The organism is Synechococcus sp. H55.11 (genome assembly GCF_047462475.1).
GTDB lineage: Bacteria > Cyanobacteriota > Cyanobacteriia > Thermostichales > Thermostichaceae > Thermostichus.
Window position 1 is genome coordinate 1 of sequence record NZ_JANSJI010000335.1, and the last position, 12,095, is coordinate 12,095.

Consider the following 12,095-nt stretch of genomic DNA (forward strand, 5'->3'; position numbering starts at 1 on the left):
GCAACGCTGTCGCGAACGCGCCGCTCTAACTCCCCTCTCCCTCAGGGAGAGGGGCCGGGGGTGAGGGTGTCAGCGGCGCGGAGCACTGTGGAGACATCTCCAAATTTGAAATGACTATAAGATTGCAGCTTTCGCGTTCGGCTTCCCACTAGGCTAAGAGTAGTCTCAAAGCCGTTTTGCAGCAGGTGACCCATGTCCAAGGCAAAGATCGCACTGGACTTTCAGGCCCGGATCCCTCCCGGTTATCTCAACCTGATGGGATATGTGGACGAATCGGAAGTGAATGGGCCGGGCCGGCGCGCGGTGGTTTGGGTGCAGGGCTGCCTGCGGGAGTGCCCAGGCTGCTTCAACCCCGCTTCTTGGCCGTTTGAGGTCAACCAACTGGTCAAGGTTGCTGACTTGGCCGAGCAAATCCTCAGCAACCCCAGAAACGAGGGAGTGACCTTCTCGGGAGGAGAGCCCTTCTGGCAGGCTCCTGCCCTGGCCAGCTTGGCGCGGCTCCTGAAGGCGAAAGGGCTAACGGCGATGGCCTTCAGTGGATTCACGCTGGAAGAGTTGCGATCCCCCCAGGCTCCCCCCGGCGCCCAAGAGCTGTTGCAGGAGCTGGATATTTTGGTGGACGGGCCCTATCTGCAATCCCAGGCCATTCGCTCCCCCCACTCGCTGGTCTCTTCCCGCAACCAGCGGGTACATGTCTTTAACCCTGCCTTGGAAAACCAACTGAATTGGGCCAGCGACCAGGTGGAAATCCATATCCTCAAAGATGGAACCCGCATCGTCACCGGCTACGGCGGGCAGTTTCTCTTCGACGAGTCCGAACGAGGCTAGCGCGCCTCCACAGGGATCCCCTATCCCCCCACCCGCAACGGCTCGCGGCGATAGGCGGGCAGTTGCCAGCACATCTCCAGCCAGTTTTTCAGCTCCTCCGGCTGGCCCATGAGGCTCATTTCCACCAGCAAAATGGCAGCTCGATCGCCGGCTCCTTTGGATCCCAGACGAATCAGGGCAGATAGACTTTCTTCCCGCCAGCAGACGGATACCCCCTGCCGGATCAAGGCCCGAGCCGCAACGGCAATGCAGGAGGGTGGCACCTGGATATCTCGCCGCTCGTAATCGATAGTAGGCAGCATGAACGGCAACCCAAATCTTTATTATGTTTTAATCTTCTTCCCTTTTTGCCGGCTTATCCTGGGTCTTTGCGAATTGTGAAGTGATCTTTTGTAAACTTTTTGATACCGAGTAACATCGTCTGGGGGTCTGAGAAAGAGGACGGGGATCCCTGCAGAAAGCTTAAAAGATAGCAGCCGTTTCTCAGCTCGACCTTCTCACAGCCGCGAGAATGGCTGCATTGGCAGGAGATGGAGAGATGCGAGCAGAAGGTTGGGAAAGCCGGGTGGGTCGCTGGTTGCCCAAAGCTACCCTTGTGGGAGTGGCGTTGATCCTGGTGGCGGCGGGCAGGCCGCTGCGCTTGGTGGGCAACGGCGAGAATATGGTGCTGTTTACCTGGGGTGGGGGAGTGAGCCCGACTGCTTTGCAGCCAGGGCTGCATTGGGTGCCGCCTTTTGTCTCGCGCACCGTTACCTTCGACGTAAAAACTCAGGCTCTGACCTGGAAGGACAACGACCCGACTGCCTATGCGCCGCGGCTGGTGGCCCTCTCTCAGGATGGGCAGCAGATTGCGGCTGAGGCGACGCTGCAATTTCGTATTCTCGATGCCCCCAAGGTCTACACCCAACTGGGGGAGAACTACTTGGATCGCATTGCCCCCATCGTCCGGTCGGTCATCTTGAATGAGACCAGCGGCTTTTCCGCCCAAGCTCTCTATTCCACCGAACGCCCTCTGCTTCAAGGACAAATTCGCGAACGAGTGGCCCTTTTGCTGAAGGAATACGGCGTCGAGGTTTTGGACTTTCTGCTGCGGGATGTGGATTTCGATCCCGATTTTGTAGCCGCTATTGAAGCAAAAACTATCGCCGAAAACCAACTGGCGCAAAAACAATTTGAGATCGAGCAGGCGCGCCAAGATGCTCGCAGCATCATTGCTCAAGCCGAGGCAGAAGCCGGCCAATTGCGAGCCAAGGCCCAGGCCCTCACCCAGAATCCCAAGTACCTAGAGGTGGTGAAAGCCTCCGTCCTGGGATCCCGGCTGGAAACTTTGATAACCAAATAGAAAACCTAATAGAAAAAGGACTCCGTCCCGCTGACGCGAACAGTTTTCGGGCCTGGCCCCATCTGCTCCAGCTCTTCCCTCAGACCTCAAAACGGGATCAGCCACTATGTATTCAACAGAAGAAGCACACCAGAGTAAAGTTGGTTGGCTAACTTTGGGCGGGATTGCCCTCTTGGCAGCTTTGGGGATGCTCCGCGCCTGCCTGTATGTCACTTTGCCCGGCCATGCCACTGTGGTGTTTAATACCCTTTCTGGGTTGCAAAAGGGGCGGGTAGAATTGCCGGGAGTGATGTTCCGGATCCCGGGGATCGAGACGCCAATCACCTACAGCGTGCTCACCCGCGTTTGGGAGTTTACCAACAACTCCAACTCGGCCAATGCCATCAGCAATGCCATCACGGTAAACACTGCTGACGGGCAGGCTTTTGCCGTCGATGTGGCCATTGCCCTCAGGCCCAACCTTGCCACTTTGGACGAGCTGCACGCCACCATCGGCGAGAACTATCTTGTGACAGTGGTGGTGCCGGTGGTGCGCTCCAAGATCCGCGATATCTCTGCTTCTTTCGATTCCGAAGATTTTTACCGCAAAAGCCAGCGCACAGCCATCGAGCAGCGGGCTCTGGACTTGATCCGCCAAGAGATGCCCACCGTCAACCGCGATGGCCAAGCCCTGCCCCTGATCCAGGTAGAGGGCCTCTTTCTGGGCAACCCCGATTTTCCACAAGCCCTGCGAGATTCCATTGAACGCAAACAGGTGGCCTCGATCACGGCACAAACAGCAGCAGTGCGGGCGCAAATTCAACAAAAAGAAACCGAGCGGCTGTTGATCCTAGCGGCAGCCAACCAGCGGGCCATCGAGCTAAAGGGACAGGCGGCAGCGGAAAACGCGGAACTGGCGGATCTGCTGTTTTACGAAAAGCTGCAGGAGCGCATCCAAAACCCGGCGGACTCACTGCCACCTCTGCGCATCATTCGCGTCGAGGGGGATGCCACCGTGTTCCTCAACGTGGATCCCCGACAGGCAGCCGCGCAACAGGCCCAATAGTCAGGCCTGGCCACGCCGTCGGAGCTCCTGGGGCAGGGTGGGGTGGTGGGCAGCCGGCTGCGCTTTGGCCACAACAATCACCCCGGCCACCGGGATCCCAGCCGCAACCAAGACCTGCTGCGCCGCTTGAACGGTGGAGCCGGTGGTGTAGATGTCATCCACCAACAGAACTGGCGTGGCGGGAGCGTACTGGAGGGCAAAGGCGCCTGCCAGATTTTGCCGGCGTTGCAGCGGGTTGAGCTCATATTGGGCCGCCGTGGCCCGCACCCGCACCAAAGCTTCAGGTAAATGTCTTAGACCCGTCCGCTCACAAAAGGCTTGGCTGATCAGGGCCGCCTGATTGTAGCCCCGTTGCCGCAGGCGCTCCGCATGCAGAGGGATGGGGACGACCGTATAGTCCGAGCCGTAGGCCCTACGAGAGCCTGAAGAAGGTTGCCGGCTTTCGAGCCAGCGGGATCCCAGCCATTCCCCCAAAACCGCGCCTATGCGCCGCTGTCCTTCATATTTCAGGCAATAGAGAGCCCTGCGCAGCGCTCCCCGGTGGATCCCCCAAGCATAAAGCGGCCAAGGCGAAGTGGTAACTGGCCAAGAGTCGAGCCGCTCCGCCTGCAATCGCTGCTGACAGTCTCGACAAAACACAGCCTTGGCCGGGCGCTGGCAGAGCGGACAGGGAAGCGCAATCCACCAATCCAGCCAGCCCATCGCCTGTTGCCCCTCTCCCCACCTCCTGCCGATGGCTCCAGTCTAGTCAAAAGACTCAAGTCACAGCCCCGGCAGCAGATCCCTAAGTTGACGCTGGGATCCCGCCTTGCTAGGATTCAATACTGCCGGATAACTTGAGTTGTAGCCTTCTTTGCCAGCCCATGCCCACCATCCAGCAACTGATCCGCGAGGAGCGCAGCGTCGCCGTCCGCAAAACCAAGTCCCCTGCCCTGAAGGGTTGTCCACAGCGGCGGGGGGTTTGCACCCGAGTGTACACGACAACACCCAAAAAGCCCAACTCGGCGCTGCGAAAAGTAGCTCGCGTTCGCCTCACTTCTGGCTTTGAGGTCACAGCTTACATTCCCGGCATCGGCCACAACCTGCAAGAGCACTCGGTGGTCATGATTCGCGGAGGACGAGTCAAAGACCTGCCCGGCGTGCGCTATCACATTATCCGCGGCACACTCGATGCTGCAGGGGTAAAAGACCGTAAGCAAGGCCGCTCCAAATACGGGGCCAAACGGCCCAAGCCCGGCCAAGCCCCAGCCGCCGCCGGCAAGAAAAAATAGCCTTTGGCATCTCGCTTGTCCTCCTTTCCCAACCCTTTCTGCAACAGGTAACCCACCTCTTATGTCTCGCCGCAACCGTGCGCCTCGCCGTGATGTGCCACCGGATCCCAAATACGGGAGCCGCTTGGTCACCATGCTGATCCGCAAATTGATGCAGAGGGGCAAGGCCTCCCTGGCTGCCAGGATCCTTTACGAGGCTCTGGACATTGTGCGGGAGCGCACCGGTCAAGAGCCACTGCCTCTGTTGGAAAATGCTGTCCGCAACGCCACCCCCCTGGTGGAGGTCAAGGCGCGTCGGGTGGGCGGGGCTACCTATCAAGTCCCGGTGGAGGTGAGGGGAGAACGAGGAACTTCCCTGGCGCTGCGCTGGTTGGTCACCTTTTCCCGCGCCCGTCCCGGCCGCACCATGGCCGCCAAGCTGGCCAATGAGATCATGGATGCGGCCAACGAAACCGGCAGCACCATTCGGCGGCGGGAGGAAGTGCATCGCATGGCCGAGGCCAACAAGGCCTTTGCCCACTACCGCTACTGAATCCGTTTGGCAGGGCGGTGGGTAGTCCCTGGGATCCCTGCTCTGTCCACCCAGAGTTCGGGCAAGTGGAGCAAAATCGGCAAAAAAGATTAGAATTGTAAAGGATTTTTTAGGTTGCCCAAATCGCAGGGCGACGAGGATTGGGAGGTTGACGTGGCACGCACAGTTCCCCTGGAACGAGTCCGAAACATTGGCATCGCGGCTCATATCGATGCCGGCAAGACCACGACCACAGAGCGGATCCTTTTCTATTCCGGTCTGGTGCACAAAATTGGCGAAGTGCACGACGGAACTGCGGTAACCGATTGGATGGCTCAGGAGCGGGAGCGGGGCATCACCATCACGGCTGCGGCCATCACCACCCGTTGGACCAAGCGGGATCCCGAAAATCCTTCCCAGCCCCTCCTCGGCGCACCAGAGTACACCATCAACATCATCGACACGCCTGGGCACGTGGATTTCACCATCGAGGTTGAGCGCTCCATGCGGGTGCTGGATGGGGTAATCGCCGTCTTTGACTCGGTGGGCGGCGTGCAACCTCAGTCTGAGACCGTCTGGCGGCAAGCCAATCGTTACAACGTGCCCCGCATTGCCTTTGTCAACAAAATGGATCGCATGGGGGCCAATTTCCTCAAGGTTTACAACCAGATCCGGGAGCGCCTCAAGGCCAACGCTGTGCCCATCCAACTGCCCATTGGAGCTGAAGACGGGTTTTGTGGCATTGTTGACTTGGTGCGGATGCAGGCCCGCATCTACATGGATGAGATCGGCAAGGACATTCGTCCCGCCCCCATTCCGGAGGAGATGAAAGATCTCGTGGCGGAATACCGGGCCAAGCTGGTGGAGGCGGTGGCCGAGACCGACGAAGCCCTGATGGAGAAATACTTTGCCGAGGAAGACCTGAGCGAAGCCGACCTGATGGCTGGTCTGCGCAAGGGCACCATCAGCGGCCAAATTGTGCCGATGCTGTGCGGCTCTGCCTTCAAGAACAAGGGTGTGCAGATGCTGCTGGACGCGGTGGTGGATTACCTCCCTTCTCCCATCGACATTCCCGCCATCAAGGGGGTGCTGCCGGATGGCTCGGAGGTGGCGCGCAAGGCCAGCGACGATGAGCCTTTCTCGGCGCTGGCCTTCAAGTTGATGAGCGATAAGTACGGGGATCTGACCTTCATTCGCGTCTATTCGGGAGTGTTGACCAAAGGCACCTATGTGCTCAACTCCACCAAAAACAAAAAAGAGCGCATCTCCCGCCTGGTGGTGTTGAAAGCAGATGAACGTTTGGACGTGGATGAGCTGCGGGCAGGCGATCTGGGGGCTGTGGTGGGCCTGAAGGACACCACCACCGGAGACACCCTCTGCGACGAAAATGCTCCCGTGATCTTGGAGTCTCTGTTTATCCCAGAGCCAGTGATCTCAGTGGCTGTAGAACCCAAAACCAAGGCCGACATCGATAAGCTCTCCAAGGCCCTCCAGGCCTTGGCCAAAGAGGATCCCACCTTCCGCGTCTCGGTGGATCCCGAGACCAATCAAACCATCATCTCCGGCATGGGCGAGCTGCACCTGGAGATCCTGGTGGATCGGATGCTGCGGGAGTTCAACGTAGAGGCCAATGTCGGCAACCCGCAGGTGGCCTACCGCGAAACCATTCGCAAGCCGGTCAGCCGCGTCGAAGGCAAGTTTGTTCGCCAGAGTGGTGGCCGGGGTCAGTATGGCCATGTGGTTATCGACCTGGAGCCTGCAGAGCCGGGTACAGGCTTTGAGTTTGTCTCCAAAATCGTGGGTGGCGTTGTGCCCAAAGAATATGTCGGGCCGGCTGAGCAAGGGATCCGGGAAGCCTGCGAATCCGGCGTGCTGGCAGGCTATCCCCTGATCGACATCCGCGCCACCCTGGTGGATGGCTCCTACCATGAGGTGGACTCCAGCGAAATGGCCTTTAAGATCGCCGGTTCGATGGCTCTGAAGGAGGCAGCTCGCAGAGCGAGCCCTGTCCTTCTGGAGCCGATGATGAAGGTCGAGGTGGAAGTTCCTGAAGCCTTTGTGGGGGACGTCATCGGGGACATCAACGCCCGCCGCGGCCAGATGGAGGGGATGAATACGGAAGGCGGCATCACCAAGGTCAATGCCAAAGTTCCATTGGCAGAGATGTTTGGCTACGCCACCGATATCCGCTCCAAAACCCAGGGTCGAGGCACCTTTACGATGGAGTTCAGCCACTACGAGGAAGTTCCTCGCAGTATCGCCGAAGCCATCATTGCCAAAAACAAAGGAAATGAGTAGCTGACTGAAACCAAAAAGGAAGTGACGATTCATGGCACGCGCTAAGTTTGAACGTACCAAACCCCATGTCAACGTTGGCACCATCGGCCATGTTGACCACGGCAAGACCACTTTGACGGCTGCCATCACCACCACCTTGGCTGCTTTGGGTCAGGCCACAGCCAAACGGTATGACGAGATCGACGCAGCGCCGGAAGAAAAAGCCCGCGGTATCACCATCAACACCGCCCACGTGGAGTACCAGACGGAGAAGCGTCACTACGCCCACGTGGACTGCCCCGGCCACGCTGACTACGTGAAAAACATGATCACGGGTGCAGCCCAGATGGATGGAGCCATCTTGGTGGTGTCTGCGGCTGATGGCCCCATGCCCCAAACGCGGGAGCACATCCTGTTGGCCCGTCAGGTGGGGGTGCCCAGCTTGGTGGTCTTCCTCAACAAGGTGGACATGGTGGACGATCCAGAGCTGCTGGAGCTGGTGGAGCTGGAAGTGCGGGAGCTTCTCTCCAAATACGACTTCCCCGGCGATGACATCCCCATCATCAGGGGATCCGCCCTCAAGGCTTTGGAAAGGATGCAGGCCAACCCCAAAACTCAGCGCGGCGAAGATCCCTGGGTGGATAAGATCTACGAGCTGATGGATGCGGTAGACTCTTACATTCCCACGCCGGAGCGGGATGTGGACAAGCCCTTCCTGATGGCCGTAGAAGACGTTTTCTCGATCACCGGTCGGGGCACGGTGGCCACAGGCCGGATCGAGCGGGGCCGCATCAAGGTGGGCGAAACGGTGGAACTGGTGGGGCTGCGGGAAACTCGCTCCACCACCGTTACTGGTCTAGAGATGTTCCAGAAGACCCTTGATGAAGGGATCGCTGGCGACAACGTCGGTGTGCTGCTGCGCGGCATTCAGAAGAACGAGGTGGAGCGCGGCATGGTGCTGGCCAAGCCCAAGAGCATTACCCCGCACACCAACTTCGAGTCTGAGGTGTATGTCCTCAAGAAAGAGGAAGGAGGTCGCCACACGCCGTTCTTTGCCGGCTATCGTCCCCAGTTCTATGTACGCACCACCGATGTAACCGGTACCATCTCCTCCTTTACGGCTGACGATGGCTCGCAGCCGGAGATGGTGATGCCGGGCGACCGGGTCAGGATGACGGTGGAGCTGATCCAGCCCATCGCCATCGAGCAGGGGATGCGCTTTGCCATTCGCGAGGGTGGTCGTACCGTCGGGGCGGGTGTTGTCTCCAAGATCCTGAAGTAAGTTGTCTTTTCCCGGCAGGGATTGAGCGCTGGTTGCCCCAGATCAACTCGATCCCTGTCGGTTTTTTGTTGTATCGTTCTCTTTCTCCGGCCATGCCTACCCTGACCCAACAGAAAATCCGCATTCGCCTGAAAGCCTACGATCATCGGCTGCTGGATACTTCTTGCGACAAAATCGTGGACACGGCCCGTCGTACCGATGCTGTGCCCGTGGGCCCCATCCCTCTGCCTACCCGGCGCCGCATCTACTGTGTGTTGCGTTCTCCGCACACCGACAAGGATTCGCGGGAACATTTTGAAACCCGCACCCACCGCCGCATTATCGACATCTATTCCCCCTCTTCCAAAACCATCGATGCTTTGATGAAGCTGGATCTGCCGGCGGGGGTGGATATTGAGGTGAAGTTGTGATGGCTCTCCGGGGATCCCGGTCTTCGCAGTTGTAGAGCGTGGATGAGGGTGGCAAGGGGTGACGGCAGCGGTTGATCCGGTCGATCAGGGGTTGGCAACTCCAGAAGCCAACCCATCCCCTATCCCGGTCTTGGTGGTGGGGGCACTGGGCAAGATGGGGCGGGAGGTGGTGAGAGCTGTTGCCCAGACGCCCGACATGACCCTGGCGGGGGCGGTAGCCCGCTCGCAACTGGGCTTGGACATCGGCGAGGTGCTGGGCCTGGGATCCCTGGGGGTGGAGATTACCGATGACCTAGCGGGGCAGTTGCTGAGGTTGTCGCAGCGGAGCAGCCGCGGTGTGATGGTGGATTTCACCCATCCGCAGGCGGTGTTTGAACATGTCCGCTCGGCCATTGCCTTTGGGGTGCACCCGGTGGTGGGGACAACGGGCCTGACGCCGGAGCAGGTGGAGCGGCTGCGGGATCTGGCGGATAAGTCGGGGGTGGGCTGTTTGATCGCGCCCAACTTTGCCATCGGCATGATTTTGTTGCAGCAGATGGCACTGCAGGCGGCGCAATATTTTGACCATGTTGAGATCGTCGAGCTGCACCACAACCGCAAAGCGGATGCCCCCAGCGGCACGGCCCTGCAGACGGCCCAACGGCTGGGTCAACTGGGCAAAGCCTTCAACCCGCCCGAAGTGGAAGAAAAAGAGCTGCTCCCCGGCTCGCGGGGCGGGATCCCCGGCCCCAACATTCCCATCCACAGCGTGCGCCTGCCGGGGCTAGTCGCCCACCAGGAGGTGATCTTCGGCGGCATGGGGCAAACCCTTACCTTAAGGCACGACACCACGGATCGGGTGGCTTTTATGCCGGGGGTGATCCTGGGGATCCGCAAGGTGCTGCAGCTCAAGGGATTGGTCTACGGGCTGGAGCAGGTGTTGAGCTAGCCAGCCAGAGGGGGGATCCCGGCCTCGTCCAGGATACGCGGGATGAGATGTTCGGCTTTGACGGCCATCAGGTGCACGCCGTGGCAGATCTGACGGGCCTGGCGCACCTGTTCGGCGGCGATGCGGATCCCTTCTTCTAGGGGATGGGGAGCGTTGGCCAGCCGTTGGATGATGGCGTCCGGGATTTGTACCCCCGGCAGGTTGCAGTTGATGAATTGGGCATTTTTGGCGGATTTGAGCAGGAAGATGCCGGCCAGGATGGGCTTGCCGGCGGGGCGACCCAGCTTGTCCATAAAGCGCTCCAGTTGCTCGAAGTCGGTCACCATCTGGCTTTGGAAAAACTGGGCCCCGTTTTCCAGCTTGCGCTGGAAGCGCCGCTCCAGGCCGGAAAAGCTGCCGGATTGGGGTTCTACCGCTGCTCCCGGAAACAGACAGGTGCCGCCGTCGGGGAGGGGCTTGCCGTTGCAGTCGAGGCCATTGTTCAGCTGCTGGATAAGCCGCAGCAGGCGCACCGATTCCAGGTCGAACACAGCGCGGGCGTCGGGGCAATCGCCGATGTGGATGGGATCCCCGGTGAGGGCCAACACGTTGCGCAGGCCGAGCGCCGAGGCCCCCAACAGATCCCCCTGCAGAGCCACGCGGTTGCGATCCCGACAGGCCAACTGCAGGATGGGTTCAACGCCCACCTGATGCAACAGCAGCGAGGCGGCCAGGGGGCTCATGCGGGCCATGGCGCGGTTGGAGTCGGTGATGTTGATGGCATGCACCCGACCTTTGAGCTGCTGGGCCAGAGACAGCAGGGTGCTGGTGTCGGATCCCTTGGGGGGTGTGATCTCGGCGGTGAGCAGGAACTCCCCCTCCTGGATGGCCTGGGCAAAGCGAGACAAGGGGGGTGATGAGGGGGTCAAGGCCACAATTGCGGAAGAAAAGGTAAAACGGCTGGCCTATTATCGACTTTTCCGGGCGATTTTTCCAGACAGGTTGCCCTCTTTTAGGGCTTGGGCGAGGGAAGGGGGCTGGGCGGGGGTTGCACCTGCATTTCCCCCAGCCATATCTTGGCATCCCCCTGTTGCAGATGCTGCTGCCAGTCCTGGGCTGCTGCAGGCGGGATCCCATCCGCGCCCAGGGCCCAGCTCCAGCCGATTACCTGGGGCCAGCGTTGGTCTTCTAGACCTGCCAGCAGAGGTTGAGCGGCTTCTGAGCCCAAAGCCGGCCCGCGGAGCAGCACAGGCACTTCCGGGTTGAGAGCCACAAGGCGGCGGTACATCGGTTCAAAGGTGGCGGGATCCCCCGGTAGGCTCAGCCAATCCATCTCAGAGAACCCAGCCCAGGCGGACACGGCTGCGGCATCTTCTCCCTCCAGCTCCACAACCCAGAGCAAGTTGGCCTCGGAGCGCAGGGTTTGCATCAGGTGTCGGTAGGCCCGTCGTTGCAATTCGGGATCCCCGTCTCCCACAACGACGGCCAGGATGATGGGAGTGGCAAAGCGCTGGATGGCGCGGGCCCAAGAGCGCAAAGTCTCGTCCTGTTCCCCACTGGCCAAGGCGGAAAGCTGAGCCGGATCCAGCCGCAGGCGCAGGTAGGGAACAGAGCCGCTCTCCCGCAGGCGACTGGCCAACGACTGCGGAAAGTCCTGGCGGGGATCCCACAGGTGTTCTACGGCTGCCCAGGCAGGGGGCTGGCCGATGGCCTGGCGATAGGACAAGAGCTGCTCCCAAGTTGGCATGCCCGACCAGGCGACCCCGTGATACAGCCGGCCCGTGGGGGGCGGCAGCGGCCTGCCCCGTTGAAAGGGAGCAGAATCGGGCGGAATCGGGGAGGTTAGAAGCCAATCCAGCCGCAAGGCAGCAGTGGTGTTGGCAGCCGGCAGCGGGAAGGGGAAGATCCAACTGCGCTCCTGGAACCAGCCGCGGCTGATCTGCTGAGGGTGGAAGTCCTGGGGAGGCGGCAGCGGCTCCAGCGCGTCTTCTCCCCAGAAAGCCCGTTGGATCGCCAGGCGCACCCCCTCGCCGGGGTGAATCAGAGGCGTGGTAGTATCCAGGTGCAAGCTGCCGCTGAGGCGGGTGGACGTCTCGTGGGGCTCAACGCGGAAGGAGAAGGTGAGCTGGTCAGGCCGATAGGTGCCCAAGGCGCGGGAGGAGGGGGTGGGGGGTGGGGATCCCGGTTGCCATGGAATACCCTCGCAGTCGGTGCAGGGAAGG

Annotated in this window: 13 protein-coding genes; 9 read left to right on the forward strand and 4 right to left on the reverse strand. The window is 60.4% G+C overall.

Features of this window, described 5'->3' with window-relative positions:
* Window positions 1–192: 192 nt before the first annotated feature.
* On the forward strand, window positions 193–828 hold the full coding sequence (locus NW853_RS12950; RefSeq protein WP_414333485.1) for a 4Fe-4S single cluster domain-containing protein: 636 nt from the start codon (window positions 193–195) through the stop codon (window positions 826–828).
* 20 nt (window positions 829–848) lie between these two features.
* Here NW853_RS12950 and NW853_RS12955 read toward each other — a convergent pair whose 3' ends face one another.
* Window positions 849–1,130 (reverse strand): hypothetical protein, encoded by a 282-nt coding sequence (locus tag NW853_RS12955; protein WP_414333483.1) that lies wholly within the window; start codon window positions 1,128–1,130, stop codon window positions 849–851.
* 236 nt (window positions 1,131–1,366) lie between these two features.
* Between NW853_RS12955 and NW853_RS12960 the strand changes: the two genes are divergently transcribed.
* Together NW853_RS12960 and NW853_RS12965 are read left to right on the forward strand one after the other, a co-directional pair.
* Entirely contained in the window at window positions 1,367–2,170 is an 804-nt protein-coding gene (locus tag NW853_RS12960; RefSeq protein ID WP_414333482.1) for a prohibitin family protein, read from the forward strand.
* A 106-nt stretch (window positions 2,171–2,276) separates the two neighbouring features.
* Window positions 2,277–3,215, forward strand: a complete 939-nt coding sequence (locus NW853_RS12965; RefSeq protein WP_414349223.1) for a prohibitin family protein — start codon at window positions 2,277–2,279, stop codon at window positions 3,213–3,215.
* Here the strand turns inward: NW853_RS12965 and NW853_RS12970 are convergent, their stop codons facing one another.
* Window positions 3,216–3,917 (reverse strand): ComF family protein, encoded by a 702-nt coding sequence (locus tag NW853_RS12970; RefSeq protein WP_414349225.1) that lies wholly within the window; start codon window positions 3,915–3,917, stop codon window positions 3,216–3,218.
* Window positions 3,918–4,078: 161 nt separating this feature from the next.
* On the opposite strand from NW853_RS12970, the gene rpsL reads away from it, so the two are divergent.
* From rpsL to dapB, 6 genes are all read left to right on the forward strand, one after another.
* On the forward strand, window positions 4,079–4,486 hold the full coding sequence (gene rpsL / locus NW853_RS12975; protein ID WP_414333476.1) for a 30S ribosomal protein S12: 408 nt from the start codon (window positions 4,079–4,081) through the stop codon (window positions 4,484–4,486).
* A 61-nt stretch (window positions 4,487–4,547) separates the two neighbouring features.
* The gene (gene rpsG, locus NW853_RS12980) at window positions 4,548–5,018 is read left to right on the forward strand and encodes a 30S ribosomal protein S7 (RefSeq protein ID WP_414333474.1); all 471 of its coding nucleotides are present in this window, start codon (window positions 4,548–4,550) and stop codon (window positions 5,016–5,018) included.
* Between the two features lie 153 nt (window positions 5,019–5,171).
* Window positions 5,172–7,295 (forward strand): elongation factor G, encoded by a 2,124-nt coding sequence (gene fusA, locus NW853_RS12985; RefSeq protein WP_414349227.1) that lies wholly within the window; start codon window positions 5,172–5,174, stop codon window positions 7,293–7,295.
* Window positions 7,296–7,326: 31 nt separating this feature from the next.
* Window positions 7,327–8,556: an elongation factor Tu gene (gene tuf / locus NW853_RS12990; protein WP_414333470.1), complete on the forward strand. Its 1,230-nt coding sequence runs from the start codon at window positions 7,327–7,329 to the stop codon at window positions 8,554–8,556.
* A 92-nt stretch (window positions 8,557–8,648) separates the two neighbouring features.
* A complete protein-coding gene (gene rpsJ, locus NW853_RS12995) occupies window positions 8,649–8,966 on the forward strand; it encodes a 30S ribosomal protein S10 (RefSeq protein ID WP_414328725.1) in 318 nt (105 codons plus the stop codon).
* 91 nt (window positions 8,967–9,057) lie between these two features.
* Window positions 9,058–9,894 carry a 4-hydroxy-tetrahydrodipicolinate reductase gene (dapB, locus tag NW853_RS13000; protein WP_414349231.1) on the forward strand — a complete coding sequence of 279 codons (837 nt, stop codon included), beginning with the start codon at window positions 9,058–9,060 and terminating at the stop codon, window positions 9,892–9,894.
* On the opposite strand, the gene NW853_RS13005 is transcribed toward dapB, so the two are convergent.
* Both NW853_RS13005 and NW853_RS13010 read right to left on the reverse strand, forming a co-directional pair.
* Complete coding sequence (locus NW853_RS13005; RefSeq protein ID WP_414349229.1) at window positions 9,891–10,808, reverse strand: methylenetetrahydrofolate reductase; 918 nt, start codon at window positions 10,806–10,808, stop codon at window positions 9,891–9,893. The genes dapB and NW853_RS13005 overlap by 4 nt on opposite strands.
* 77 nt (window positions 10,809–10,885) lie before the next feature.
* Window positions 10,886–12,095, reverse strand: a 1,210-nt coding sequence (locus NW853_RS13010) for a hypothetical protein (protein ID WP_414349230.1), incomplete at its 5' end; no start/stop codon positions are given.